This is a genomic window from Halopiger aswanensis (genome assembly GCF_003610195.1).
Lineage (GTDB): Archaea > Halobacteriota > Halobacteria > Halobacteriales > Natrialbaceae > Halopiger > Halopiger aswanensis.
Genome location: NZ_RAPO01000002.1, coordinates 1,225,387 through 1,250,454 on the forward strand (window position 1 = coordinate 1,225,387; position 25,068 = coordinate 1,250,454).

Below are 25,068 nucleotides of genomic sequence, written 5' to 3' on the forward strand. Positions count from 1 at the left end.
GTGACGTGTTAGGGGCGTCGAACTCGAATGCGAGCGCCGTTCGGCGGGCGAGGTATCAGGACTGCTCCTGAGTCGTCTCTCGATCGTCGTCCGTAATATCGGCGATCCAACTCAGCGCGGCCATCGCCTGCGGGAAGCCGGCCGTCGGAATCGAGAGCACGGCGACCTGTTTGAGCGCCTCGGGCGGGATATCCTCCTCGAGGCCGCGCCGGACGTGGGAGTGGACGGCGCCTTCCGATTGGACGGCGACGGCCATCCCGAGTTTGACGAGGCGCTTCGTCTCGTCGTCGATCGGCCCGGCTTCGGCGGCGGCCGCGCCGAGGTCGGCGTAGGCGTCCCAGACGTCCGGGTACTCCGCGGCGAGGTCGCCGGCAGTTGCGGGCAGTTCCTCCGCTGGATTCTCGAGGTCGTCTGCCATAGCGGTGGCGACGACACCGCGGGTGACGTTAATGGTTGGCGGGTCGCGCGGACACCCGTCACCTCCCGCCCGGCGGTTTATTGGCGGCGACCTCCGACGATTCCCTATGACGACGCGCCCGGTGCTGATCGACACGGACCCCGGCTGCGACGACGCCGTCGCGCTCCTGCTGGCCCTCGAGAACGCCGCCCTCGAGGTCGTCGGGCTGACGACCGTCCACGGGAACGCGTCGGTCGCGGAGACGACGGCGAACGCCCGCGGGATCCTCGAGTTGATCGATCGGACCGGCGTGCCGATCGCGGCGGGCGCGGACCGGCCGCTGAACGTCCCGCTCGAGACGGCCGAAGAGATCCACGGCGAGGGCGGCATTCGGGGCGAGCTGCCGGAGCCGAGTCCGGCGACGCAGCCAGCCGACGTCCACGCCGCGCAGTTCATCGTCGAACAGGCGCGAGCGCACGACGGCGACCTCGCGCTGGCGGCGATCGGCCCGCTGACGAACGTGGCGCTGGCCCACGCCCTCGAGCCGGACCTCCCCGACCTGCTCGACGAACTGATCGTCATGGGCGGGGCCGCGTTCGCGCAGGGCAACGTCACGCCGCTGGCGGAGGCGAACTTTCACGCCGATCCGCACGCGGCTCGGCGGGTCGTCCGGGACTGCGAACCGACGCTGGTCGGACTCGACGTGACGACGCAGGCCACCGTCCCGCCGGATCTTCTCGAGTCGCTTTCGGAGTCCCGGGACGGCCCGCTCGCGCAGTCGATCGACGAGTGGCTCACCTACTACGACACGGCCCATCGCGACCGGTACGGGATCGAGTCGGCGGCGCTGCACGACGCGCTCGCGGTCGCCGGACTGATCGACGGGGATCTTCTCGAGACCGAGTCGTCTCCGCTCGAGGTCGGCGCCGACGGCGACCTCGCTAGGGGCGCGCTGGCGGTCGATTCCCACGGCGTTACGGACGCGCCGCCGAACGGAGCCGTGGCGCTCGAGGCTGACTACGAGCGCTTTCGCGAACTGGTTGTCGAGTCGCTCGAGCGGTACCTACGGTGCGCCAACGCGGAAGCGACGGGATAGCGTCGCGACCGGCGGCGCTCAGCGTCGGCCGTCCTCCGTCCACGGGTGCGCATCGTCCACGTCGTTCGGCAGCACGGGTTCCTCGAGGAGCGGATCGCCGGTCGCCGCCATCCAGTCCCCCAACTCTCTTCGGAGACGCTCGTGTACCTCCGCGACCGCAGGGTCGTCCGAGCCGTCGTCCGCGATCAGGTTCTCCCGCTCGAGCGGATCGTTCTCGAGGTCGTACAGTTCCTCGTGGGATCGCTGCTCGTCGTAGAACTCGTCGCGGACCTCGCGGCCGGCGTCGCTGCAGTAGATGTCGTTCGTCAGGTAGACGTCCGGGAGGTTCCAGAAATTCCGGATGTACTTCCAGCGGTCGGTTCTGATCGCTCGGACCGGGTTGTAGCGGTCGTGCCAGGTCATGCCGGCGAAGATTCGATCGCGGGGCTCGTACGTCCCGTCCTCGAACAGGAGCGAGGCGAAACTCTCGCCGGCGATCTCCTTCTCGGGCTGGGGCGCGTCCGCGATCTCGAGCAGGGTCGCGAAGACGTCGACGTTGCTCACGAGGGCGTCCTCGACCCGCCCGCCGTCGAACCCGTCCGGATAGCGAACCGCGAACGCGGCCTCGATCCCGGGATCGAAACAGGTCCCCTTAGCCCGGGGCATCGCGAGCCCGTGTTCGGTCGTGAAGACGACGAGCGTCTCGTCGGTCAGCCCCGCGTCCTCGAGCGCGTCGAGGACGCTCCCGACGCCGTCGTCGATCGCTCCGACCATCCCCTGGATCTGGGAAATGTCGGACCGGATACCGGGGTCGTCCGGGAGGAACGCGAGCGGGTCGACGTCGTCGGGATCGGGCGTGTCGTAGCGGTCGTCCGCGAAGCCGAACCCGTCGGCCTCCTCCATGCGGTGGACCTCGAAGAAACCGATGGAGGCGAAAAACGGTGTCTCGAGGTCACCGGCCGCCAGCGTGTCGGCGAAGTCGTCGGCGACCTCTCGAGCGCGGGCCGACTCGTGGACGGACGGCGGTCCGTCCGTGGTCAGGGAGTTCTCCGAGTGAATCCGGTCGTAGCCCAGCCGGTCGGGGTACTCGGTGATGTGCTGGAGTCCGAAGAGGTGGGTCTCGTACCCCGCCGCGCCGAGCAGTTCGGGAAGCAGCTGCTCGTCCTCGTCGATCTCCCAGCCGGCGTGTGCGAGCCCCAGCATCCCGTTCTGGTGAGGGTGGCGCCCGGTCATCAGACTCGAGCGGCTCGGCGAACACTGGGGCGCGGTCACGAAGTGGCGATCGAACCGGACGCCGTCGGCCGCGAACGCGTCGATCCGGGGCGTGTCGACGGCCGCGCCGTAACAGCCCACGTACTTTCCGAGGTCGTGGCAGTGAATCAGAACGACGTTGGGCTGTTGCTGGGGCTGAGCCATGAGGAATTGGATGTAACTGCATCCACAGTAACCCCCTTTCCCCGGCATATTCGGGGCGGGTGGCCTTCCCCGCGAGGGGCGAACGTCTATCAGGTATGGACGAGTCTAACGGAAGTGAATCGACGTCACATTCGACCGTTCAGAACGTCGTTCTCGTCGTTCTCGATACGGCCCGGGCGAAAAGTATCGGCGAGCGGACGACTCCGACGCTGTCTCGACTCGCGGCGGAGGGAACCGCCTTCGACAACGCCTTCGCGGCCGCGCCGTGGACGCTGCCGTCCCACGCCTCGATGTTTACCGGGACCTACCCGTCCGAGCACGGGACCCACGGCGATCACCTCTTTCTCGACGACGAGCTCCGGACCCTCCCCGAAGCGTTCGCCGAGAACGGCGTTCAGACGATCGGCGTTTCGAACAACACCTGGATCACCGAGGAGTTCGGTTTCGACCGCGGGTTCGACGATCTCCGCAAGGGCTGGCAGTACATCCAGTCCGACGCGGACATGGGCGCCGTCGTCCGCGGCGAGGACCTCCGGGAGAAGCTCGCCGCGACCCGCGAGCGGCTGTTCGACGGCAATCCGGCCGTCAACGCGGCCAACATCCTCTACAGCGAGGTCTTCCAGCCCGCCGGCGACGACGGCTCCGATCGCTCGACGACCTGGATCCGCAACTGGCTTACCGAGCGGGACGACGAGCCCTTCTTTCTGTTCTGTAACTTCATCGAACCCCACGTCGAGTACGATCCGCCCCGCGAGTACGCCGCCGAGTTCCTCCCCGACGGCGCGAGCTACGAGGAAGCGACGTCGATCAGGCAGGATCCCCGCGCCTACGACTGCGAGGATTACGACATCTCCGAGCGGGAGTTCGCCATGCTGCGCGGGCTCTATCGAGCCGAACTCGCCTACGTCGACGACCAGATCGCCGCGCTCCGGTCGGCTCTCGAGGAAGCCGGCGAGTGGGAGGATACCCTGTTCGTGGTCTGTGGCGACCACGGCGAACACGTCGGCGAGCACGGCTTCTTCGGTCACCAGTACAACCTCTACGACACGCTGATCAACGTCCCGCTGGTGCTCCACGGCGGCCCGTTCACCGACGGCGGTCGCCGGCGAGAGTTAGTCCAGCTGATCGACCTGCCCGACACACTGCTCGAGACGGCCGGCATCGACGATCCGGAGCTGCGCGAGCAGAGTTCGGGTCGATCGCTCCACCCCGAGTCCGACGCCGAGCGTCGCGAGGCCGTCTTCGCGGAGTACGCCGCTCCGCAGCCCTCGATCGAGCGCCTCGAGGCGCGCTTCGGGGAGATTCCGGATCGGGTCCGCGAGTACGACCGCCGACTGCGCGCCGTCCGGACCCGCGAGTACAAGTACGTCCGCGGGGACGACGGTTTCGAGCGCCTGCACCACCTCGAGACCGATCCGCGAGAACAAACTGACGTCTCGGACGCCGAACCCGACGTCGTCGAGCGAATGCGCGAGCACCTCGAGAGCCGATTCGAGCCGCTCACGAAACCGGACGCGGACGAGGCGGGGACCGAAGACGTCGACATCCGGGAGGGGACGAAGGATCGGCTGGCCGATTTAGGCTACCTCTGAGGGGCCGACGGGCGCCCAATTGAGCTCGAAATCCGACGCCAGTATCAAGCGGACAGTCGTGCAGGCGGGGATCTTTCCGGCACCCCTTGCAACCCGGTCCCGTGTCTTCCGTTCCCACGACTACATCGGCGTTTCCGACCCAGCGGACGTACGACCGATCGACCGGTGAGTTGACGATCGCCGTCGACGCCCTCCCGGCGTCGATCGACGACGTGACCGTCGCGGTCGGCTCGAGTCGGCTCCGGATCCGCATCGAGCACCACGGCCGCGTCTACGATCGGACGGAGACGCCGCCGCGGGCCGACCGCGCGTTCGCGTCCGACGGGACGGCCGTCTACAACAACGGCGTTCTTACCGTCACCGTCGCGACGACGCGGGACTCGCGGTAGCGCTCGAGCGCCGGTGTAAGAACACGCGCCGAGCGACGACCCGCTCGAGCGGAGCTGGGGGTCGCGCTCGCCTGCAGCACGCTTTTGGCCGCGAGTCCGGGAGAATGCGTGCACACAGCAGACAGCAGCGTCTACGACGCTTTCACTCGCCATGTCCACGCACGAGGGCAACTCGGCGGTCGCCGACGACGGGTTCGTCCCCTTCTTTCGCCGCTACACGAAGACGTGGGTCCACGCCGTCGCGACGGCCGGGCTTACGGCGTTCGGGACGCTGACGTTCGTCAACCGCTGGTTCGCCGTCCTCGCGCTCGGCTCCTACGTCGTGCCGCCCGTAGTGCTCTACCTCTCTGGCGGGCTCGGCGCGACTCGAGACAACCGACCGCACAGCGAACGGGCCGACGACGGTGGAAGTACCGGCGCCCAATCAGCCGCTGAACGGAGATCCGACCGGGACCGCGAGGAACCATCGCTCGAGGAATCCCCCTCTGCCGGCAAGCGCGATGTCGAGGCCCGTCAAACCGAAGAAATCGAGAGCGAGAGAGCGAGCGCCGACGAGACCGCGACTGCATCCGCCGAATCCGAGACCGAAGCGCCGCCGGCAACCGACGACCCGCGGGCGTCAAACGAAACGCCCGCTCGAGGCGACGAAGATGGCGAAGACGCCGACGAACACGACGGGGAGTGGCGACCCGTCGACGTCCCGGCGACCGAAACGCTGTTCGACGCGGTCGTCACCGAGGCCGGCGACGCGTACGCGGTCGGCAGCGGCGGCTGCGTCGTCGCGGACCGCGGGCAGGGGTGGACGACCGTCCTCGAGGCCGGCCCCGCCGCGCAGGACAACGACCTGCGGGGTATCGACGCAACCGCCGACGGCGAAGCGGTATGGGTCGCCGGCGACAGCGGCGCGGTCGGCCGGATCGACGCCGAGACGGGCCGCCACACCGATCACACGGCGCCCGCCGATCTGACCGACAACCTGCTCGGGCTCGCCGTCGGCGGATCGGCCGGCGACGAGACCGTGTTACTGATCAACGGCTCCGGCGCGGTGCTCAGGGGCCGGTACGCAGGCGGAAGCAACGCCGGAAGCGACGGGGCGCCTCTCGAGTGGGACGAGCCGGTCAAACCCGGCAGCGGCTCCAGCCTGGCGGGCATCGCGCTCGCCGACGACGCGGTCGGCTACTGCTGCGACACCAACGACGGCGTCTTCGAGACCACGGACGGCGGCCGGTCGTTCGCTCGAATCGGCCTCGAGGGCGCCGACGGGACGCTCGAGGATATCGCGACGGGCGGCCCGGACGACTGTCTGGTGAGCGCGGACGACGGCGTCGTCCACCGGTATGGCGGCGCGTCAGGAACAGGAACAGGAACGGGAACGTGGACGCCCGAACGGGTCGCGGACGTCGCACTACCGGGGCTCGCGCGCCGCGGGAATCGGACGGTCGCCTGCGGCGCTGACGGCGCGATCCACGAGCGCACCGCGGAGACGGCGTCGTGGGAGCGGATCGAAACCGACGCAGATGCGACGCTGCTGGGCGTTTCGATCGGCGCCGACCGCGCCGTCGCCGTCGGCGAGGAGGGAACGGTGCTCGAGCGGCGGTTCTAATCGTCGGAGACTGGCGGGAGATCACTCGGCCTCGAGGGACAGCGTCGCGTCGCAATCGGGACACTCGAAGTCGACATCCTCGCGACGCGAGATGCGCATGTTGTCGCGGCCGCAGTCCGGACAGTCGACGCTCCGGTCGTCCAGCACCGGAATCTGTGAGATGCGAACGTCCTCGCTTTCGCGGGGTGCGCCGAGCGCGAGTGCGACCAGTTGCTCGTCGGCGGCGTTGCGGCCGGACTGGAACTCGCCCGGCGCGAATCGAATGGCCTCGTTTTCGCCGACGGCGACCTCTCGGGTTTCAGGTTCGGAGTCGGATTCGGATGCAACCCCACCGATCTCGAACGTCGCCTCCCCCTCGAGCACGACGAACACCTCCTCCTGATCCGCGTGAGCGTGGACGGAGCCGCTGAACCGCTCGCCGGGTTCGAGAACGTACCGGACGATCGCGACGTGGTCGGCGTTCAGCGGCGCGGCGATATCGCGCCGGTCAGTGTGCAACTCCTCGTCGTCGGGCTCGGGCTCGAGGTCGTCGATCGAGACGGTCTCCATAGGCGGCGTTCACCGTCGCCGCGCAAAGTCGTTCGGCCGCCGGAACGCTGCCGACGCCGCTGGAAGGTTTATTGACGGGGGTATCGACGACCCTACATGGCGATGTCACCGCGAACGAACGTACTCCGACAGACCCTCGAGGCCGACGAGGTCGCGCTCGGCGTCCTCGAGAACACCTACTCCCCGACGCTGGTCGAGTTCTACGGCGAACTCGGCCTCGATTTCGTCTGGATCGACCTCGAGCACGCCGGCCCGAGTCCGTTCGACGGCGGGCGCATGGAGGAGTTGCTCCGAGCGGCGGACGTTTCCGGCACGGAACTGCTCGTGCGCCTGCCCGAGCCCGATCCGGGGATGGTCCGGAAGACGCTGGACGCGGGCGCCCGAAACGTGTTCGTCTCGCGGATCGAGACGGCCGAGGAGGTCCGGCGGGCCGTCGAGGCCGCGCGGTTCACCTACGACGGCGAACCCGGCAAGCGCGGCTTCGCCGCGCCCCGCGCGAGTCGGTGGGGGACGACCGACGATTACGCGGCGACGGAAGACGAGGAGATCGTCGTCGGCGTCACGATCGAGAACCCGACGGCGGTCGAGAACCTCGAGGAGATTCTGTCGGTCCCCGAACTCGGCTTCGTCTTCGCCGGCCCGCTCGACCTCGCGGTCTCGACGGGCCATCCCGGCGAGCCGACCCACGACGACGTCGAGGAACACGTCGACGAGATCCGCGAGCGGGCGCTCGAGGCCGGCGTCCCCCTCGGCGGGCTCGGATTCGGCATGGACGACGTCAACGAGAAGGCCGAAGCGGGCTACCAGATCCTGAATCTGGGGAGCACGACTGGCGCGCTGCAGGGCGTCGTCCGTTCGTGGTTCAACGAGTACGAGGGCGAACGGTAGCGGGCGGTCGCCGGACGACGGCGAATCGGACTCGAGCGCTCGAGCGGTCCCGTCACGCCTTTTCCCGTTCGGAGACTCACACTCGGATATGCTCCACGGCGAGGGGTTCTGGCTCGTCCGCTTCCTGTTCCAGCGGGGACTCGCCCTGCTGTACCTGCTGGCCTTCCTCGTCGCCGCCTTCCAGTTCCGGCCGCTGGCCGGCGAGAACGGCCTGCTGCCCCTCGAGCGGTACGTCGAGGGCGTCTCGTTCCGGGATCGGCCGAGCCTCTTCTATTTTTATCCGAGCGACCGGGTCATCGGTCTCGCGGCCTGGACCGGCGTCGCGCTCTCTGTGCTGGCGCTGCTGGCCGCGCCGTACTGGCCGATCGTGCCCGACGCCTACGCGACGCCCGCCTCGATGGTGCTGTGGGCCGCGCTGTGGGCGCTGTACCTCTCGTTCGTCAACGCCGGGCAGGTCTTCTACGGCTACGGCTGGGAGTCGATGCTGCTCGAGACCGGCTTCCTGGCGGTCTTTCTGGGCGCCGGGAGCGCGGCGCCGCCGGTCGTCGTGCTCGTCCTCCTCCAGTGGGTGCTCTTTCGCAATATGTTCGGCGCGGGGCTGATCAAGCTCCGCGGGGACGAGTGCTGGCGCGACCTGAGTTGCATGGACTACCACTACGAGACTCAGCCGATTCCGAACCCACTCAGCTGGTTCGCCCACCACCTTCCGGATCGGTTCCACCGCGTAGAGACGTTCGGGAACCACGTCGTCGAGCTCCTGATCCCGTTTCTCTACTTCGCGCCCCAGCCCTGGTCGTCCGTTGCGGGCGCCGCAACGATCGGCTTCATGGGCTGGCTCGTGCTCACCGGTAACTTCGCGTGGCTGAACGCGCTCACGATCGTCCTCGCCGTCGCGACCTTCAGCGACGGCGTCCTCGAGGCCGTGTTCCTACTCCAGCAGCCGATCGCCGCACCCGAGGCGACCGCGACGCCCCTGTACCTCGAGGTGCTTTCGATCCTGCTCGCGGTGTTCGTCCTCGCGCTGAGCGTGCGACCGGCGCGGAACATGCTCTCGCGGAGCCAGACGATGAACACGGCGTTCGATCCGCTGCATTTGGTCAACACCTACGGCGCGTTCGGCTCGATCACCCGCGACCGCTACGAGGTCGTGATCGAGGGGACGACCGACGACGAAATTAGCGAGGACACCGAGTGGCGCGAGTATCGGTTCAAGGGGAAGCCGACCGACCCCGAGCGCCGGCCGCCTCAGATCGCCCCCTACCACCTGCGGCTCGACTGGCAGCTCTGGTTCGCCGCGATGAGCCCGTCGCCGCGGCGCCCGTGGTTTCTGCGCCTGCTCGAGAAGCTGCTCGAGGGCGACGACGCCGTACGGGGACTACTCGCCGCGGATCCGTTCGCGGAGACGGGCGAGACGCCCGAATACGTGCGCGCAATTCGCTACCGCTATCGGTACACGACGCCCGAGGAACGGGCCGAAACCGGACGCTGGTGGCACCGAGAGCGCGTCGGCATCTACGTCTCCGCGGTTTCGTCGTCCGAGGTGCGACTGCGCCGACGGCCGCTTCGGTGATCGGCGAGCGTCGTTCGCAGCGTGTCGCGACTCGAGCCGCCTCGAGACCCGGAATCGTCATCGAATCTACGTGTAGGTCCGAATTGATACCCGACAGTAGAGCGCTAAGGCGCAGCGGCGTCGAGCACCGGTAGTGTGCGGTTGAACGGGACTGCAAAGCGGGCCGCTACGGAACGTAGCCATCGAGTATCAGGCCGGTGAAACGCACCGGAAAATCGTACAGGCGGCTTATCAGTCGGCAACGCGCCCATTTCTTACATTGTGAGTTGCCGTATCGACGGGTCGGATGAAACGACGACGCGTCGTACAACTGACAGCATTGGGCGGACTCACACTCCCGCTGGCCGGCTGCACCAACGAAGCGGCCGAGGACGACGGGAACGAAACGGACAACGAGACCGACACCGACACGGAGACGTCCGCGGACGGAAACGGCGATAGCGAGGATGACGAGGATGGGGAGGACGACGAGTCCACGGACGAACCCGAGGATCAGGAGTTCTCCGGGAGCGGGAACGAGGCCATCGAGGACGTCTCCATCGAGGGCGGCCTCACCGTCATCGACGCAACGTACGAGCGCAGTAGTGACGAAGGCGATGATGGGGAGGCCGATGATAACGAGAGCGAGGACGGTGACGACGAGTTCGAAGTCCGGCTCATTCCCGAAGAACGCCTCGCCGAAGACGATCAAGACGGCTCCGATACCGACGACGAGCGAAACGCGACGGACGACGAGGCGGAAACCGATACCGACGACGCGGAGGCCGCGGACGACGAATCTGAAGACGAGCCGGAGCCCGTCGTGTTCGTCAAATCGGAGTTCGTCGACTCGTCGGGCGAGTACGAGGGGCAGACGGCCCACCCCGTCGTCGAGGGGACGTACGTCCTCAGCGTCGTCGCCGACGGCGATTGGGAAGTGACGATCAGCCAGCCGCGCGACGAGAGCGGCGAGGAGCCGCCGATCTCCGTCGACGGCTCCGGCAACGAAGTCCACGGGCCGTTCGAATTCGACGGTTCGCACCAGCCGTCCGGCGAGTACGACGGGGAGCGGGTCATCGCCGATATCTACCCGATATCGGACGATCCCATCTTCGTGTTCCACGAGAACAGCATCGAGAACCCCTCCGAGTTCGAGTTCGAGGGCGTCGGCTACCTCTCGGTCAAGTCCGACGGCGAGTGGACGGTCGAGATCGAGTAGCCGCTATACCTACTCGAGGCCATTTTTTGGGTGTGCGCTCGAGTGTAGACCGGAAGGTAGACCGATCCACCGGGAGTCACCGCTCGTCGTTCGATTCGGACTCCGACTCCCGCCTCGCCGGCGGCGTCTTCGAGACGAGACGGCCCCACAGATCGCGGTTGTCCGCGACCCAGCGGTAGCCGGTCTCGCGGAGACGGCCGTAATCCTCGAAGTTGCGGACGAAATCGATTACGTCGCGGACGCCGCCGCCTTCGACGCGGGCGAGCGTCTCCTCGATCGAGGCGCCACAGGAGTAGACGCCCTCGTCGGTCACCAGGTGCGAACACGCCTCGTAGTGTTCGGGCAGTTGCTCGCGCAGTTCGGGCGTGAGGTCGCTGAAGCCGACGATACGGATGTCGTTCGTTCGGTCGTCGAAGTACTCGGCCCACCACGTACAGAAGCCGCAGTCGTCGTCGTAGACGAGCGTTGCTTCGGCATCGGATTCGGCCATGGGCGGATACACGGGCCGCGGACACAAACGCTTGACTTCGATTTAACGAGTCCCGACGCGTTCACCGACCGGACCACCGACCTACTTGGACCGCCCTCGAGAAGGCACTCGTATGGAGCGGTTCGTGCAGTTGATCGTCGCCGGCGGGCTCGCCCTGGTCGCCGGCCTCTGGCTCGCTGCGCTTTTCGCTCGCGGCTCGGCCGTCTGGATTTCGGGAGTCGGTCTCGCGCTACTCGGCGCCGCGAGCGTCTTCGCCGGAATCGGCAGCGAACTCGAGTACGGGTGAGCGTTCGATTGAGTAAGTGGCCCGGTGCCCTCAGCCGCCGGGCCGTCTGAACGTGTAGCTCACGTCGTCGCCCTCGACCGTGAGCGAGCCCGCTTCGTGGTCGACGACGAGGTCGACCGGTCCGTCTCGCTCGAAGTCGTGTAACGGCATGCTGGTGCTGACGCGTCCAGTCCGGGAAATTTCGACGTGTGCGGATCCGAATTCGACCCGGATTCGCTCGCCGTCGGCGGTCACGTCGCCGGGTTCGCCGAACCGACGCAGCTGCTCGCGGACGGCGTCCCAATCGCTGAGGTGTACGCGCACTCCCATATGGACCGAGACGATGCGTGGAGACAATAATCCCCGATGCCCGACGGAGAGGAGTCTCGGCCGACTCCGAACCGATCTGCCGCCGGAACATTATTGTGCGGTGTGACGAATCGAGGAGCCATGAGCAGCGCGGCCCGGTCGCTGTCGGAACCGCAAGTGCTGGCCCACACCAAGCGGCGGCTCTTCCCGGACGATACCGACGACGCGGCGCCCTCGTACGTCGTCGCTGACACGCAGTTCTCGCAGAACGAGTGGCTGCCCGGCCAACCCATCGAACCGGCGATCCGCGACCGGCTCGCTCCGTTCAACCACGTCGAGATCGGCGGCGGCTTTCCCGATCTCGTTGGCGTGCGCGACCTCGAGTCCGAACTGGTCGCCGTCGAGCGGGTCGGCGACGAGCCGCCGCTGATCGCCATCGAGGCGAAAGGCGACACCAGCAGCGGCGTCGACACGGAACTCGGGATCGTACAGGCGTACGATCGGCTCCACGAGGCCAACGCGGCGTACTTCGCCGCACCGATCGACACGATCGCGGAGACGGACCGTACGCTCGCGCGGGAACTGAACGTCGGCGTGCTCGGCGTCGACGCGACCGGCGAGGTCGAGGTGCTCGAGACCGCGCGGGTGGTCGGCAATCGGACGTCGACCGAGGCGACGGCGCTTCGCTTCCAGGCCGGCGCGCAGGGCGTGGCCGACGCCTCGTTCGGGCTGAACCATCCGAAGAACTACCTCGGCTATCCGCTGGCGCACTACGCCGACGGCGATACCGCGGGGTTGCTGTCGGCGTACGACGTCGTGAGCGCGGTCGACGCGGCCAAGCAGGGGGCCGCGTTTCTGGGACTGATCGAGGACGGCCCGCGCGTCGAACTGACCTCGCTCGGCCAGGAGGTCGTCCGGTTCGCGACGGCCCGCTACGGATCCGTCGAGTCGGCGCTCGCGGAGTTCGAGGAGTGGTACGGATCGCCGAAGCGGTTCGTCGACCTCGCGCCGCAGTGGGGACAGCTCGCCCGACGCGTCGTGTTCGAGTATCCGGCCACGGAGCTGCTGGTGACGGAACTGCAGCACATGCACGAGGACGGGATTCCGGAGCCGTCGCTCGTGGACGTCGTCGAGTACCTCCACGAATTACATCCGACCTTCACCGTCGAACTGTTCGTCCGCGGCGACGACGATGTTCGAAGCCGCGTGCTGACCGAAGACGGGGAGTTGCGGCGGGCGGCGCTCGAGGACGGCGCGGTCTACCACTCGCCGACGGTGTTCCAGTTGAAGGCGATGCTGTACCACACCGGCATTTTGACGGAGCGCGGGAAGGAGCCCAGTCGGCTCGAGCCGCTCGAGGACGCGTGGGCGCTTCGGGAGCCGGTGTAGTCCGGTCCGATCCAGCATCCGACGAGAGCCAGGGAGCTACTCGAATCCGTGTCGTTCTCGGTGTGCAGCGAGGAATGCTGCGTGCGGGCGTTTATCCTCGTCGGCGGGGAGTTGCAGCGGCTCGTCCTCGAGCGCGGCGAACTCCTCGTAGCCCTCGAGGTCCGGCCGGTCGGCGACCAGTACGCGGTAGTCGTCCGCAATCGCCAGCCAGCCGGCGTCGAACGCCCAGTGGTGGAGCCGACAGAGGGCGAGTCCGTTCCGGACGGCGTCGCGGCCGTTCTCGCGCTTCGGGTAGATGTGCGCGGCCTCGATATCGCGCGTGCCGTCCGGTGCCTCTCGCGAGGTGCCGCAGATCGCACAGCGGTGCTCGTACGCTGATTTGACTTCAGTTCGGAAGGCGCTCGAGCGGACGCGCCGTTGAACGGTCGTATACTCCTCGTCGTCGTCAGTCAGCGGCGGTTCATCGGTATCGTCGTCCACGTCTTCGGTGACCGATTCCGTAAGCGCCTCGAACGCTGCCGGGTGCTCGAGGTCGAGCCGTTCCATCGTGAACTCGTATACCATGCGGCCGTCTCGAGAGACGTACTCGGCGTCGACGACGTCGACCAGGCCCTCGTATCGGAGTTCGTCGCGGTCCGCGGGGTGGTAGAAGAAGTAGACGGGGACGGTCGATCGATCGGCTTGCTCGACGAGCGCGTTGTTCGCGGCCGTCGGGCGCTGGTCGCCCTTTTCGGGCAGTCCCTCACCGATGTAGGTGAACCGCTCGTCGGCGAGGTCGTCGCCGTACGGCCCATCTTCGCGGGCTTTGACGACGATGAATTCGAGGTCGCCGTTCTCGTCCGTTCGGGGGTTGATTCCCTTGATGTACGCGCCGAAGTTCGTACCGAGCGCCGCCTCGAGTTCGGACTGCGTGTAGAACTCGCCGCGCTCGAGATCGGGAGCGTCGGCCGTACGACGGCGGGCCAGTTCTCGCCCGGCGTCGGTGAGCGAGTTCAGGCCGTCGGATCGGTCGACGTAGCCGAGGCTCTGCAGCCAGCCGCGGTGTTGTGCGGGGCCGGAGGAATCGTTCCAGTCGACCTCGGCGTGCTCGGATTCGATCGCGTCACCCAACTCGGCGTCCGTCTCCGGGCCGTCGAGGAGTTCCTCGAGAAGCGTGTCGAACCCGCGAACGTGCTCCGCGAGGAGTTCGTAGAGCACCGCGGGATCAGTCTCGGAGAGCCACGCCATGCCGCGCTGGGTGAGTCGAACGCGGTCGGGGTCGCGCTCGATCTCGAGCAGTTCGATGCCCTCGAGAAACGTGAGTCGGCGCCGAATCCCGTCGTCGCTGGTCGCCCGTGTGTTCGATTCGAGCCAGTCGATCGCCGCCGCTTCGGACGGGGATTCCGCGAGGACGAATTTGCAGAAGCGCTCGAGGACGTCGGTGTAGTTCCCCGCGCCGCCGAAGAATCGAACCGCGATGGTGCGTTTTCCTCCTCCCATCCGTGTTGATACTCGTCCCGTGTGTGGGGGTTCGTATAAAATACGTGGTAACTAGCGAGGGGAGACTGATTTGGAGTGATGAGAGTGGAGTGGTGAGAGGATGAGAGTGGAGTGGTGAGAGATCGAACCGCCGTGCACCGCCTCCAATCGTCGCTTGTGAGAACACACCACCGCTGCAAGTGAATTGTGATTCAGACACAAATACACAAGTACGCGCGACCGATCCCCACCACTCGTTCATGTGAACGACCCACACCACCGATGCACGTGAAACTCGAGTCGAGTCCGCGCGGGGGGAACGCGGTCCGTCCTCGAGTCCGATTGACTCGAGACGGGGAACTCAGCCTCGAGACGTGGAAATTCGGTGCATCGAGACCCCTTCGGAGACACCACTGTTGCAAGTGAAGACCGAAGACAGCGTGGCAGTACGTCCCGTTCACTCGAAAGAGTGGTGTGGCAACGGGGCCGACTCAGGCGACCCCGTTCATCCGGGCGATGTCGCGAATCGTCTCGATCTCGTCGTCGAGGTAGAGCACGTCCGCCATCGCGTCCACGGCGCTCGAGAAGGGAACGTCGAGTTCGTAGCTGTAGTAGTTGCCCCGAGAGCCGCTGCGATTTTCCTTCGCGGAGAGGATGCCGAGCATCCGGAGGTCCGAGAGGTGGTTGTGCACCGAGCGCTGGGCGAGCGAGTCAGTGCCGGAGGACTCGCAGAGCGTCTCGTACTCCTGATAGAGTTCCCGCGTCCGGCAGGGCGTCGACTCCTTGGCCGCCTTCGAGACGACCGCCAGCAGGGCGAGGCGACCGTGGGTCGTCAGTTCCCGCATCCCCTCCTCGACGCGTTCCTGCTCGAGTTTGGAGCGGGCCTGATCGACGTGGTCCTCGCGGATGATCTCGTCGTCGTTGTTCTCCGCGACTTCGCCCGCGAGCCGGAGCAAGTCGAGCGCCTGCCGTGCGCTCCCGCTGTCGCGGGCCGCGAGTGCGGCACAGAGATTGAGGACGCCGGTCTCACAGGCGTCCTCGGCGATGGCGACCTCGGCTCGAGACTCGAGGATGTTGGTCAGTTCGTCGGCCTCGTAGGGCGGAAACTGCAGTTCGCGCTCGCAGAGGGTGTCCTGCACCCGCGGATCGAGCTGCTCGCGGAACTTGAAGTCGTTGCTGATCCCGATGAGGCCGACCTTCGTCGCCTCGAGGTAGCCGTTCGAGCGGGCGCGGGGGAGTTCGTAGAGCAGTTCGTCGCGGTCGCCGATCGAGTCGATCTCGTCCAAGACGATGACGACCGTGCCGCCGAGCGCCTCGAGTTCGCTGTAGAGTTTCTTGAAGACGGTCTGTTGGGGGTAGCCCGTCGTACTGATTTCGGCGCCGTCGGGGCGGAGGGTGTTGACGAGTTCGATCGCGACCTGGTAGGAGGAGTTCAGGGTCTTGCAGTTGACGCTAAGAACGGAGAGATCGACGTCGTCGTACTCGGTGACGTCCTCCTGCAGAACGTCGAGGAGGTATTCGGTGACCGCGGTCTTCCCGACGCCGGTGTTCCCGTAGAGAAAGATGTTGTTCGGTTCCCAGCCGTCGATGATGGGCTGGAGCGCGTCCATGTAGGCCTCGATCTCCTCGTCCCGTTCTTCGATCCGTTCGGGCTGATACGACTCCCCCAGGGCGTCCTTGTTTCTGAAGATGTTCTGCTTCCGCTCGAACCGAGGCATACCCCTACCAAGAGAGAAGTACTATTTAAAACCACTTTTTCATCTGATGCAAGTGAACTCAGACACACCACTGTTTCACGTGAAGCTAGTATTCGAGGGACTAGAAGGAAGAGCAGTCCACGATTTCATCTAAAACGCTGACAAATCCTCGAGAGTGGCCAAACTGTCGAATTAGGCCATACTGGCGCCATATCGTGGCCTTCACCAGTTTCGATAGATCGTCGACCGACCGTCGAACTACCGTCTCCCCCGCTCCCCTACCCACCGTCACACAGTTTCACTTGCAACGGTGGTGTGTCTGGGATGGTTAGTACTCGAGCGGATCCCCGCTCCTGCTAGATCCTTACTCCCGCCGGGGAACCTCGTGGCGACCGAAGCCGTACCGGAGCCGACTCGCCAGACGCCGCGAGAAGCGCCCGTCGTCGGCCCGCGAGCCGAACCGTTCGGCGAGGGCGGTGTAGATCAGCGGCAGCGGCACCTCCTGCTCTAAGGCCTCCTGGACGGTCCAGGTGCCGGTCGAGCCGCCCTCGACCCGGTCGGCGACGGTGCCGAGATCCGACCCCTCCTCGCGGAACGCCTCCTCGCAGAGTTCCAGCAGCCACGAGCGGATGACCGCGCCGTTGTTCCAGACGGAGGCGACCGACTCGAGGTCCAGATCGTACCGCCCCTCGTGCAGCAGTTCGAACCCCTCGCCGTAGGCTTGCATCAGCGCGTACTCGACGCCGTTGTGGATCATCTTGACGTAGTGACCCGAGCCCGCGGGTCCCATGCGCTCGTGGCCGTCCGGCCCCGTCGCGACGGCGTCGAAGACCGGCTCGAGTTCCGCGTAGGCCCACTCGGGGCCGCCGACCATCAGCGAGAAGCCAAGTTCCGCCCCCGCGGGGCCGCCGGAGGTCCCGCAGTCGAGATAGGCTGCGGGGCAGGACTCGGCGCGGCGCACGGAGTCCTCGAAGTAGGAGTTGCCGCCGTCGACGACCACGTCGTCGCCGTCGAGGTGGGGCTCGAGTTCCTCGAGCGTCGCGTCGACCGCCTCGCCGGCGGGGACCATCAGCCAGATGCGCTTGTCCTCGCCGAGGCGGTCCGTGAGGTCCTCGATGGAGTCGGCCGGCTCCGCGCCCGCATCGGCCGCTGTCGCGACGGCTTCCGCGTCGAGGTCGAAGGCGACGACGTCGTGGCCCGCCTCGAGCGTGCGATCGACCACGATCTGTCCCATGCGTCCGAGTCCGATTACGCCCAGTTGCATGGGAGGAGTTCCGCGGGGGTGAGTGGTAGTGGTTGTGATTCCGCGTTCGCAAGCCGTCGGTCGGAACCTCGAGGAACTGCACACGAGAAAGAGAGAAGAACTGACGGCTACGAACGGAGCCCGAACGGAATTCCGCAGAACGGTCGCCACCGAACGCGTGCGGACACCCGGCTACCGGACTACTGCAGCGGTTCCTGCAACCGCGCCCAGCCGATCGCGTCGAGCACGACGATCTGATCCTTGTAGTGAACGTAGACGCCGTTGTACTCGTGGCCGCTTCCGTCGTAGTACGGCAGCGAACCGCGAATTCGGTCGACGACCGACCAGGCGCCGTCCTGCTCGAGGGTCACGTGCTCCCACTCGTCGGCGGCGTCGTTGCGAACGGCCCGCTGGAGCGCGCGTCGTGCGCCCGGAATCTCGTCGAGCTGGCGGGACGACGCGTCGACGATGGTTGCACCGTCGGGCACCTCGCTGGGCCCGACGATCCGCGCGCCGAGGTCGGCCTTCGACCGCGCGGCGCCCGTCTGTGATCGCTCGGATTGAAGCACGTAGCCGGCGACCGCGGCCGTCCCGACCGCGAGCAGCGACAGTGCGATTTCTTTGCCCCTGAACATCATGGGAGTACGTTACAGTAACCGACTAAGTATCTTTCGCAAGAATGTTTGATAGCTGTTGAACAGATCGTGCGGAATCCACCGGGCGGTCAGTTCGCTGTCGGACGGTCGTTCGTCGTCCGACGATCGTTTGAACGACTGGCGAACGACTGCCCCAATGTTCGGACCGTGTCCCGGAGCGTTAGAGAGACGCTGCAACGCCCGACGTGATCACGCCCGCGACCACGAGGAGCGCGATCCCGACGACGGCCGCCACGCGGTAGAGCCCCAGCACGTTGGCGGCGGGCTCGCGCAGTTTCTTCCCGTTGAGTCCCGACTCGAGGCGCTTCCCGCCGACTTCGACGAGACCGGTCAGGACCAGCCAGAGGCCGACCATCACGAGCACGAGCCGGCCGTTCGTCGTCCCGGCGAGGCTCTCGAACGTGTATCCCCGACCAGCGAGGTGCCCGCCGGAAAGCAGCAGGACGAGCGAACTGATCCGCGAAATCGTCGTGAGTTTCCCCGAAATCACCTCGAGCGGGCGCGTCGTGTTGAACTCGCCGTCGCGGGCGAGCGGCAGCACGACGAACGCGACGTAGAAGACGCTGCCGGCCCAGAGCGCGGCGAACACTAAGTGTGCCGTCCGTGCGAGAAACGTATCGATCATACCGGTGGCTCGAACAGCGATGGTATCAGCGTTCCGACTTGCGCCGACGATGGCATCGGTGACGGGCGAGGCGCGCGGGTTGCGGCTCACGGCTTCCGCTCGAGAATCGCGACGACAGCGATTCACTCGAGCCAGTTCCAGTCGGCGGTCCAGTCGACCAGTCGGCGCCGAACCAGCGCGTACGCGAGAGAAACGACGATCCCGACGAGTGGCACGGCCGTCACCCAGCCGTCGTAGACGACGAGCGCGGGGACCGCGAGTCCGATCGCGAGCGCAGCGTCCTCCGGGGCGCCGTCGTAGCGGATCCAGCGCTGCGGACGGATCCACCGCCTGCGGGCGTGGTCGTACACCGCCCGCTCGGTGCGCCCGTTCCACGGATCCATCTCCGGGCCGCCGCCGATCGCGTCGCTGGCGGCGTGGAGCCAGGCGGCGACGGCGAACGACGCGAGAGCGATCGTCGCACTCGAGGGAGCCACGGTTGCAAGCACGGTGGTCGGGACGGCGACCAGAAGTCCGAGAACCGGGAAGTGAAAGGTTCGCCGGTGCTCGAGCGGCAGGTCGAAATCGGGCGCGAGACCGCCGAGGACGGCACCGACGGCCAGCGGCGTCGCGAACTCGGGGGCGGCGTAGGCGACCGGCGCGAGGAGAGCGAGCGCGGCGAAGACGTGGGTGGTCGCCATCATGCGATTCGCAGTACGGTCGCGAACGGCAAAACCGTACGCGAGGCGGAAACCCGGACGTTGAGGATCGGAATCGACGGGCGACGAGTGACGAATGACCGGGACGGGCGACGAGTGACGAGTGACCGGGACGGGCGACGAGTCGCGAATGACGTGCAACGGTCGACGAGTGACGGACGACCTGCGACGGGCGGATGGACGACTCGCGTCTCCGTCGAGTTACTCGAGGTTCTCGCCCTGGTAACTGCCGTCGTAGACGCTCTCGTGGTCTGCCTCGGCGAAGACGAGTTGGGCGATGCGTGCGCCGCGTGCGATCTCGATGTCGTGGTGGACCTGCAACAGCCCCTCGCCGCGGCCCTCGTAGCCGGCGTCCCAGACGGCCGTGTTGAGCATGCAGGAGTTGCGCATCAGCGACGAGCGCGGGTAGACGAAACCGATGTGGCCCTCGGGAATCTCGATCTGCTCGCTGTAGCGAGCGACGTAAGCGCCCTTCGGGAGGTAGTACGTATCGGGGTCTTTCTGCTCGAGTTCCTCGAGCGGGCGGGCGACGCGGTCGCCGATCTGCTTGCCGTCGCGGCCGATGCGACCCGGCTCTAACTGCTCGAAGACGATGTCGAGCGTGAGGTCGACGCCGTTTGGTTGGACTTGCTCGTCGGTCGTCGGCGAGACGTGCTCGGCGACGAACGCACCGGAACGGAACATGTCCGTAGTAGCAGCGAGCGTCTAGAAAAGCGTGTCCGTTCGCGTCGGCCCCGTGAGCGGACGACACGCAGGGTGCTGACGGGACCCGTATCGGTTGCCACCGACACGCATTACCGCCTTTCGGACGGGCGTGGTATCCATCGAACCGGTGTGGCAATCTCCGCAACGGGTCATATGGCGGGCCGATAAAACGCGGTTGACGGACGTACAGCTACCCGGCAAAACTTACTCGAAAATTGCCGCGATGGCGGTGATTAACACGGTCGTTCCTCATGGAAACACGCTGGATTTATCAGGACGGACAGCCGAGTTCTGGGTGCTATGGGACAGACTCTCACCGAAAAGGTTCTCGACGACCACCTCGTCGACGGCGAACTCGAGACCGGCGAGGAAATCGGGATCGAGATCGACCAGGTGCTCACCCAGGACACGACCGGCACGATGGTCTGGCTCCAGTTCGAAGCGATGGGACTGGACGAGGTCCAGACCGAAATCGCCGCTCAGTACTGTGACCACCAGACCTACCAGTTCGACTTCAAGAACACCGACGACCACCGCTTCCTGCGATCTGCGGCCGGCACGTACGGCGCGTACTTCTCCCGCCCCGGTAACGGTATCTGTCACAACGTCCACCGCGAGAACTTCGCGGCGCCCGGCAAGACGCTGCTCGGCTCCGACAGCCACACGCCGACCCCCGGCGGCCTCGGCCAGCTGGCGATCGGCGCCGGCGGGATCGACGTCACCGTCGCCATGGGCGGCGCGCCCTACTACATCGAGATGCCCGAGATCGTCAACGTCCGCCTCGAGGGCGAACTCCCCGAGTGGGCCACGGCGAAGGACGTCATCCTCGAGCTCCTCCGACGGCTGTCCGTGAAGGGCGGCGTCGGCAAGATTCTCGAGTACACCGGCCCCGGCGTCGAGTCGCTCACCGCGCCCGAGCGCATGACCATCACCAACATGGGCACCGAGCTCGGCGCGACCTCGTCGATCTTCCCGACCGACGAGCAGACCAAGGACTACCTCGAGCGCGTCAACCGCGCCGACGACTTCGAGGAGCTCCAGCCCGACGAGGACGCCGAGTACGACGACGAGATCGTCGTCGACCTCTCGGACCTCGAACCGCTGATCGCCCAGCCGTCGATGCCCGACAACGTCGTCCCCGTCCGCGAGGTCGCGGGTCAGGACGTCGACCAGGTCATCGTCGGTTCCTGTACCAACGGCGGCTACGAGGACATCCTCCCCGCCGCGAAGATGCTCGAGGGCCGCGAGGTCAACCCGACCACCGAGATGATCGTCGCGCCCGGTAGCAAGCAGGCCTCCGAGATGCTCGCCCGCGAGGGCTGGGTCGCGGAGATGATGGCCGCCGGCGTCAACTTCTCCGAGGCCACCTGCGGCGCCTGTATCGGGATCGGCCACGTGCCGTCCTCCGATTCCGTCTCGCTGCGGACCTTCAACCGCAACTTCGAGGGCCGCTCGGGTATCGAGGACGACAACGTCTTCCTCTGCTCGCCGGAGGTCGCCGCCGCCGCGGCGATCAAGGGCGAGATCATCGACCCCCGAGACCTCGCCGACGAACTCGGCGACCTCGAGGACCCCGGCATCGAGCTGCCCGACGAGTACGACGGTTCGAAGACGGACCTCATCACGCCCGACGAGGCGCCCGACGACGAACTCGTCAAGGGCCCGAACATCGGCGACGTCCCGCTGAAGGACCAGCTTGACGCCGACATCGAGGGTGAGGCCCTCCTGAAGATGGAGGACAACATCACGACCGACCACATCATCCCTGCAACCCAGGACATCCTGATGTACCGGTCGAACATCGAGAAGCTCTCCGAGTTCACCCTCTCGCGCGTCGACGACACCTTCGCCGAGCGCGCCAAGAACGCCGACGGCGGCTTCCTCGTCGCGGGCGAGAACTACGGCCAGGGCTCCTCGCGTGAGCACGCCGCGATGTGTCCGATGTACCTCGGCATCGAGGCCGTCCTCGCACAGAGCTTCGCGCGTATCCACCGCGCGAACCTCTTCAACTTCGGCATCGTGCCGCTGACGATCGACGAGGACACCTACGAGGACATCGACCAGGGCGACGAGATCGAGATCGTCGACGACGTCTACGACGCCGTCACCTCCGGTCAGGAGGAATTCACGGTCCGCGTCAACGGCGAGGAGTACACCGCCACGCTCGACGCCTCCGAGCGCGAGCGCGACATCCTCGCGGCCGGCGGCAAGCTCGCCTGGACGAAGGAGCAGGCCGAAGAGAGCGGCAGCGGCGCCGCGCCCGCCGACGACTGATCGGGCCGCGCTGACCCGCACTCGCTGAGTTACCGTTATTTTTTGCGTTCATCTCGTCTGCTGCTCGAGTCGCCGGTCGCTTTTCCGCGACGAATAGCCGATCGACCGTTCGCGGCGGGGCGGAGAAGGAAGCCGGCCGCCCATCCGACGGCCGGCGTGAAACTGGCGGCGTATCGGACACCTATTCAACCCGTTCGCTCCAAGACACCGTATGGAATCGACAGCGCGCGACTTTCTCGTCGACCTGCTCGAGACGCCCTCCCCGTCGGGGTACGAAACGCGCGGCCAGCGCGTCTGGCTCGAGTACGTCGACCAGTTCGCGGACGAGGTACGGACGGACGACTACGGTAACGCCGTCGCCGTGCACGAGGGCGAGCCCGACGCACCCGAGATCGCACTGACCGGTCACGCCGACGAGATCGGCTTTATCGTCCGGGCGATCGACGAGAACGGCTTCGTCAGGCCGGGGCCCATCGGCGGCACCGACCCGTCGATCTCCCGCGGCCAGCACGTGACGATCCACGCCGCGGACGGGCCCGTCGACGGGGTCGTCGGCCGGACGGCGATCCACCTCCGCGAGGACGACGACGAACCCGAGGTGTCGGACCTCTGGATCGATATCGGCGCCGAGAGCGAGGCGGAGGCGACCGAACGCCTCGCGATCGGCGATCCGATCACGTTCTCCTCGACGGTGTCGTGGCTCTCGGAGACCCGTCTCGCCGCCCGCGGCATCGACAACCGCGTCGGGACGTGGGCCGCCGCCGAGGGCTTTCGGGCAGCCGTCGAAGCCGAGGCCGAGGCGACCGTCTACGCCGTCTCGACCGTTCAGGAGGAGGTCGGCGTCAAGGGCGCACAGATGGTCGGCTTCGATCTCCAGCCCGACGCCGCCGTCGTCGTCGACGTCGGCCACGCGGTCGACTACCCCTCCGCACCGAGCGACAAGACGAGCCAGATGGCCCTCGGCGAGGGTCCGGCGCTCGGCCGCGGCAGTTCGAACCATCCGGTGCTGTTCGACGCCCTCCGGTCGGTCGCCGACGAGCGCGGGATCGACGTGCAGGTCGAAGCGCTCGGGCGCGGCACGGGGACGGACGCCGACGGCTTCTTCACCGCCGCGGGCGGGATCCCCTCCCAGGTCGTCAGCGTCCCCAATCGGTACATGCACACCCCCGTCGAACTGATCGACACCGACGACCTCGAGGGCGTGGCGGCGCTGCTCGGCGGCTTCGCGAGCAACGCCGCGGCGTTCGCGCCGTTCTCCGTCGAGATCTGATCGCTCGCCGACGTCGAGCGCCGGGGACCGGGCCGGTGCGAAGCCGCTTCTTCCGAACCGGTACCGACATCGACATCCGCCCGGAGCCGATAATTCGAGCGAATGCCGACTCGAGGACACGAAAACGCCGGTTATCGACGCTTGTTCGAGGCGGACGGGCTGACCTTCGGCGCCGGATTTCCGATCACGGGCGCGAACCGGTCGACGCCGGACGTCGATCGGGAAGTCCACCTCGCGAAACGCGCGGAGGAACTGGGGTTCGACGGCCTCTGGGCGCGCGACGTCCCGACCTACTGGCCGAAGTTCGGCGACGCCGGCCAGACGTTCGACACGTGGCCGTGGCTCTCCCACGTCGCCGCCCACACGGACGAAGCGGCGCTCGGGACCTCGAGCATCGTCCTGACGCTCCGCCATCCGATTCACGTCGCGAAATCGGCCGCGACGGTCGACCGGCTCTCGGACGGTCGGCTCGTCCTCGGCGTCGCCTCGGGCGATCGCGACCCCGAGTACCCGGCCTTCGGCGTCGATCGCGAGGCGCGCGGCGAGGCGTTCCGCGAGCGGTTCGACGCCGTCCGAACGCTCTGGCGCGAGGAGTTTCCCGACCTCGAGGGCGAGTGGGGCTCGCTCGACGAGCAACTCGAGGTCGTTCCGAAGCCGACGACAGAGACGATTCCCATGCTGCCGACCGGCAACGCCCGCCAGACGCGCGAGTGGATCGCCGAGCACGGCGACGGCTGGCTCTTTTACCACCTTCCGGAGCGCACGCTCGAGGACTACCTCGAAGACTGGCGGGACAAGGCGGGCGACAAGCCGTACGCGATGGCCGTCCGCGTCGAGTTGACCGACGATCCCGCGGCACAGCCCGAAAAACTGCACTTGGGGTATCGGGCCGGCGTCGAGTGGTTCCGCGACTACTTCCACCGACTCGAGGAATACGGCGTCGACCACGTTATCGTCGGCCTCGAGAACGACGACAGCGAGCGGGCGCTCGAGCGGTTCGCGGACGAGATTCTCAACTCGTAGTTGGGGCTGTAGCCGAGACGCGATTTTCGAGTGGTAAAAGGGTCTCTCGAGTAAAGAGTATATCACCCTTAGGTAGGGGCACTTCGTTGTTCTCCAGTCATCGTGAACTCGACTGCGACGACTCGTCGATTAGAGCTTTTCTCGGTGTGTACTCGAGAATAACTGTTTCCAGCAAGAGCAGTGCAAGAGGCCGTTGACCAGCAGTCAACCGCCGCTGGACAGAACCGAGACTTGTGCTTCCCGCTATTGACCGAACGTAGACGAACCCAGAAGAGGGGGACATCGATTA

General features: G+C 66.7%; 24 protein-coding genes. 12 read left to right on the plus strand and 12 right to left on the minus strand.

The window, feature by feature from the left end:
* Positions 1-55: 55 nt before the first annotated feature.
* Positions 56-418, minus strand: coding sequence for a carboxymuconolactone decarboxylase family protein (locus tag ATJ93_RS12925; RefSeq protein ID WP_120245023.1), 363 nt, complete (start codon positions 416-418; stop codon positions 56-58).
* A gap of 106 nt (positions 419-524) precedes the next feature.
* On the opposite strand from ATJ93_RS12925, the gene ATJ93_RS12930 reads away from it, so the two are divergent.
* A complete protein-coding gene (locus tag ATJ93_RS12930; RefSeq protein WP_120245024.1) occupies positions 525-1,493 on the plus strand; it encodes a nucleoside hydrolase in 969 nt (322 codons plus the stop codon).
* Between the two features lie 18 nt (positions 1,494-1,511).
* Here ATJ93_RS12930 and ATJ93_RS12935 read toward each other — a convergent pair whose 3' ends face one another.
* Positions 1,512-2,888, minus strand: a complete 1,377-nt coding sequence (locus ATJ93_RS12935) for a sulfatase family protein (protein ID WP_120245025.1) — start codon at positions 2,886-2,888, stop codon at positions 1,512-1,514.
* Between the two features lie 95 nt (positions 2,889-2,983).
* On the opposite strand from ATJ93_RS12935, the gene ATJ93_RS12940 reads away from it, so the two are divergent.
* From ATJ93_RS12940 to ATJ93_RS12950, 3 genes are all read left to right on the plus strand, one after another.
* Entirely contained in the window at positions 2,984-4,480 is a 1,497-nt protein-coding gene (locus ATJ93_RS12940) for a sulfatase (protein WP_120245026.1), read from the plus strand.
* A gap of 101 nt (positions 4,481-4,581) precedes the next feature.
* Positions 4,582-4,869, plus strand: a complete 288-nt coding sequence (locus tag ATJ93_RS12945) for an Hsp20/alpha crystallin family protein (RefSeq protein ID WP_120245027.1) — start codon at positions 4,582-4,584, stop codon at positions 4,867-4,869.
* A gap of 151 nt (positions 4,870-5,020) precedes the next feature.
* Positions 5,021-6,472 carry a putative sodium/potassium/calcium exchanger gene (locus ATJ93_RS12950; protein WP_120245028.1) on the plus strand — a complete coding sequence of 484 codons (1,452 nt, stop codon included), beginning with the start codon at positions 5,021-5,023 and terminating at the stop codon, positions 6,470-6,472.
* Positions 6,473-6,493: 21 nt separating this feature from the next.
* Here ATJ93_RS12950 and ATJ93_RS12955 read toward each other — a convergent pair whose 3' ends face one another.
* Positions 6,494-7,021, minus strand: coding sequence for a cupin domain-containing protein (locus tag ATJ93_RS12955; protein ID WP_120245029.1), 528 nt, complete (start codon positions 7,019-7,021; stop codon positions 6,494-6,496).
* 96 nt (positions 7,022-7,117) lie between these two features.
* Between ATJ93_RS12955 and ATJ93_RS12960 the strand changes: the two genes are divergently transcribed.
* From ATJ93_RS12960 to ATJ93_RS12970, 3 genes are all read left to right on the plus strand, one after another.
* Positions 7,118-7,909 carry an HpcH/HpaI aldolase family protein gene (locus tag ATJ93_RS12960; RefSeq protein WP_120245030.1) on the plus strand — a complete coding sequence of 264 codons (792 nt, stop codon included), beginning with the start codon at positions 7,118-7,120 and terminating at the stop codon, positions 7,907-7,909.
* A gap of 88 nt (positions 7,910-7,997) precedes the next feature.
* Positions 7,998-9,479: a lipase maturation factor family protein gene (locus tag ATJ93_RS12965; RefSeq protein WP_120245031.1), complete on the plus strand. Its 1,482-nt coding sequence runs from the start codon at positions 7,998-8,000 to the stop codon at positions 9,477-9,479.
* Positions 9,480-9,798: 319 nt separating this feature from the next.
* Positions 9,799-10,677, plus strand: coding sequence for a hypothetical protein (locus ATJ93_RS12970; RefSeq protein WP_245977558.1), 879 nt, complete (start codon positions 9,799-9,801; stop codon positions 10,675-10,677).
* A 76-nt stretch (positions 10,678-10,753) separates the two neighbouring features.
* Here the strand turns inward: ATJ93_RS12970 and ATJ93_RS12975 are convergent, their stop codons facing one another.
* Complete coding sequence (locus tag ATJ93_RS12975; RefSeq protein WP_120245033.1) at positions 10,754-11,167, minus strand: DCC1-like thiol-disulfide oxidoreductase family protein; 414 nt, start codon at positions 11,165-11,167, stop codon at positions 10,754-10,756.
* Positions 11,168-11,279: 112 nt separating this feature from the next.
* Between ATJ93_RS12975 and ATJ93_RS23690 the strand changes: the two genes are divergently transcribed.
* On the plus strand, positions 11,280-11,453 hold the full coding sequence (locus ATJ93_RS23690; protein WP_170155569.1) for a hypothetical protein: 174 nt from the start codon (positions 11,280-11,282) through the stop codon (positions 11,451-11,453).
* 30 nt (positions 11,454-11,483) lie between these two features.
* Here the strand turns inward: ATJ93_RS23690 and ATJ93_RS12980 are convergent, their stop codons facing one another.
* Positions 11,484-11,762, minus strand: coding sequence for a hypothetical protein (locus tag ATJ93_RS12980; RefSeq protein WP_120245034.1), 279 nt, complete (start codon positions 11,760-11,762; stop codon positions 11,484-11,486).
* Positions 11,763-11,882: 120 nt separating this feature from the next.
* Between ATJ93_RS12980 and ATJ93_RS12985 the strand changes: the two genes are divergently transcribed.
* Positions 11,883-13,130 (plus strand): hypothetical protein, encoded by a 1,248-nt coding sequence (locus tag ATJ93_RS12985; protein ID WP_120245035.1) that lies wholly within the window; start codon positions 11,883-11,885, stop codon positions 13,128-13,130.
* A gap of 36 nt (positions 13,131-13,166) precedes the next feature.
* Here the strand turns inward: ATJ93_RS12985 and ATJ93_RS12990 are convergent, their stop codons facing one another.
* From ATJ93_RS12990 to ATJ93_RS13020, 7 genes are all read right to left on the minus strand, one after another.
* The gene (locus tag ATJ93_RS12990) at positions 13,167-14,609 is read right to left on the minus strand and encodes an HNH endonuclease (RefSeq protein ID WP_120245036.1); all 1,443 of its coding nucleotides are present in this window, start codon (positions 14,607-14,609) and stop codon (positions 13,167-13,169) included.
* A gap of 470 nt (positions 14,610-15,079) precedes the next feature.
* The gene (locus ATJ93_RS12995; RefSeq protein ID WP_120245037.1) at positions 15,080-16,306 is read right to left on the minus strand and encodes an orc1/cdc6 family replication initiation protein; all 1,227 of its coding nucleotides are present in this window, start codon (positions 16,304-16,306) and stop codon (positions 15,080-15,082) included.
* 343 nt (positions 16,307-16,649) lie between these two features.
* Complete coding sequence (gene gnd / locus ATJ93_RS13000) at positions 16,650-17,549, minus strand: phosphogluconate dehydrogenase (NAD(+)-dependent, decarboxylating) (RefSeq protein ID WP_120245038.1); 900 nt, start codon at positions 17,547-17,549, stop codon at positions 16,650-16,652.
* Between the two features lie 179 nt (positions 17,550-17,728).
* The gene (locus ATJ93_RS13005; RefSeq protein WP_211334064.1) at positions 17,729-18,163 is read right to left on the minus strand and encodes a hypothetical protein; all 435 of its coding nucleotides are present in this window, start codon (positions 18,161-18,163) and stop codon (positions 17,729-17,731) included.
* A 181-nt stretch (positions 18,164-18,344) separates the two neighbouring features.
* On the minus strand, positions 18,345-18,809 hold the full coding sequence (locus ATJ93_RS13010) for a copper resistance protein CopD (protein WP_120245039.1): 465 nt from the start codon (positions 18,807-18,809) through the stop codon (positions 18,345-18,347).
* 122 nt (positions 18,810-18,931) lie between these two features.
* Complete coding sequence (locus ATJ93_RS13015; RefSeq protein ID WP_120245040.1) at positions 18,932-19,492, minus strand: metal-dependent hydrolase; 561 nt, start codon at positions 19,490-19,492, stop codon at positions 18,932-18,934.
* A 216-nt stretch (positions 19,493-19,708) separates the two neighbouring features.
* A complete protein-coding gene (locus ATJ93_RS13020; RefSeq protein ID WP_120245041.1) occupies positions 19,709-20,191 on the minus strand; it encodes a deoxyuridine 5'-triphosphate nucleotidohydrolase in 483 nt (160 codons plus the stop codon).
* A 321-nt stretch (positions 20,192-20,512) separates the two neighbouring features.
* Here ATJ93_RS13020 and ATJ93_RS13025 point away from each other — a divergent pair, with 321 nt between their 5' ends.
* From ATJ93_RS13025 to ATJ93_RS13035, 3 genes are all read left to right on the plus strand, one after another.
* Positions 20,513-22,486 carry an aconitate hydratase gene (locus ATJ93_RS13025; RefSeq protein ID WP_120245042.1) on the plus strand — a complete coding sequence of 658 codons (1,974 nt, stop codon included), beginning with the start codon at positions 20,513-20,515 and terminating at the stop codon, positions 22,484-22,486.
* Between the two features lie 211 nt (positions 22,487-22,697).
* Positions 22,698-23,756: a zinc-binding metallopeptidase family protein gene (locus ATJ93_RS13030; RefSeq protein WP_120245043.1), complete on the plus strand. Its 1,059-nt coding sequence runs from the start codon at positions 22,698-22,700 to the stop codon at positions 23,754-23,756.
* Positions 23,757-23,858: 102 nt separating this feature from the next.
* On the plus strand, positions 23,859-24,779 hold the full coding sequence (locus ATJ93_RS13035; protein ID WP_120245044.1) for an LLM class oxidoreductase: 921 nt from the start codon (positions 23,859-23,861) through the stop codon (positions 24,777-24,779).
* The last annotated feature ends 289 nt before the right edge of the window (positions 24,780-25,068 follow it).

Coding starts and splice junctions, on each gene's coding strand:
- ATJ93_RS12925 (WP_120245023.1), bottom strand. CDS start 418: ATGGCAGACGACCTCGAGAATCCAGCGGAGGAACTGCCCGCAACTGCC.
- ATJ93_RS12930 (WP_120245024.1), top strand. CDS start 525: ATGACGACGCGCCCGGTGCTGATCGACACGGACCCCGGCTGCGACGAC.
- ATJ93_RS12935 (WP_120245025.1), bottom strand. CDS start 2,888: ATGGCTCAGCCCCAGCAACAGCCCAACGTCGTTCTGATTCACTGCCAC.
- ATJ93_RS12940 (WP_120245026.1), top strand. CDS start 2,984: ATGGACGAGTCTAACGGAAGTGAATCGACGTCACATTCGACCGTTCAG.
- ATJ93_RS12950 (WP_120245028.1), top strand. CDS start 5,021: ATGTCCACGCACGAGGGCAACTCGGCGGTCGCCGACGACGGGTTCGTC.
- ATJ93_RS12955 (WP_120245029.1), bottom strand. CDS start 7,021: ATGGAGACCGTCTCGATCGACGACCTCGAGCCCGAGCCCGACGACGAG.
- ATJ93_RS12960 (WP_120245030.1), top strand. CDS start 7,118: ATGGCGATGTCACCGCGAACGAACGTACTCCGACAGACCCTCGAGGCC.
- ATJ93_RS12965 (WP_120245031.1), top strand. CDS start 7,998: ATGCTCCACGGCGAGGGGTTCTGGCTCGTCCGCTTCCTGTTCCAGCGG.
- ATJ93_RS12975 (WP_120245033.1), bottom strand. CDS start 11,167: ATGGCCGAATCCGATGCCGAAGCAACGCTCGTCTACGACGACGACTGC.
- ATJ93_RS23690 (WP_170155569.1), top strand. CDS start 11,280: ATGGAGCGGTTCGTGCAGTTGATCGTCGCCGGCGGGCTCGCCCTGGTC.
- ATJ93_RS12980 (WP_120245034.1), bottom strand. CDS start 11,762: ATGGGAGTGCGCGTACACCTCAGCGATTGGGACGCCGTCCGCGAGCAG.
- ATJ93_RS12985 (WP_120245035.1), top strand. CDS start 11,883: ATGAGCAGCGCGGCCCGGTCGCTGTCGGAACCGCAAGTGCTGGCCCAC.
- ATJ93_RS12990 (WP_120245036.1), bottom strand. CDS start 14,609: ATGGGAGGAGGAAAACGCACCATCGCGGTTCGATTCTTCGGCGGCGCG.
- ATJ93_RS12995 (WP_120245037.1), bottom strand. CDS start 16,306: ATGCCTCGGTTCGAGCGGAAGCAGAACATCTTCAGAAACAAGGACGCC.
- gnd (WP_120245038.1), bottom strand. CDS start 17,549: ATGCAACTGGGCGTAATCGGACTCGGACGCATGGGACAGATCGTGGTC.
- ATJ93_RS13005 (WP_211334064.1), bottom strand. CDS start 18,163: ATGTTCAGGGGCAAAGAAATCGCACTGTCGCTGCTCGCGGTCGGGACG.
- ATJ93_RS13010 (WP_120245039.1), bottom strand. CDS start 18,809: ATGATCGATACGTTTCTCGCACGGACGGCACACTTAGTGTTCGCCGCG.
- ATJ93_RS13015 (WP_120245040.1), bottom strand. CDS start 19,492: ATGATGGCGACCACCCACGTCTTCGCCGCGCTCGCTCTCCTCGCGCCG.
- ATJ93_RS13020 (WP_120245041.1), bottom strand. CDS start 20,191: ATGTTCCGTTCCGGTGCGTTCGTCGCCGAGCACGTCTCGCCGACGACC.
- ATJ93_RS13025 (WP_120245042.1), top strand. CDS start 20,513: ATGGGACAGACTCTCACCGAAAAGGTTCTCGACGACCACCTCGTCGAC.
- ATJ93_RS13030 (WP_120245043.1), top strand. CDS start 22,698: ATGGAATCGACAGCGCGCGACTTTCTCGTCGACCTGCTCGAGACGCCC.
- ATJ93_RS13035 (WP_120245044.1), top strand. CDS start 23,859: ATGCCGACTCGAGGACACGAAAACGCCGGTTATCGACGCTTGTTCGAG.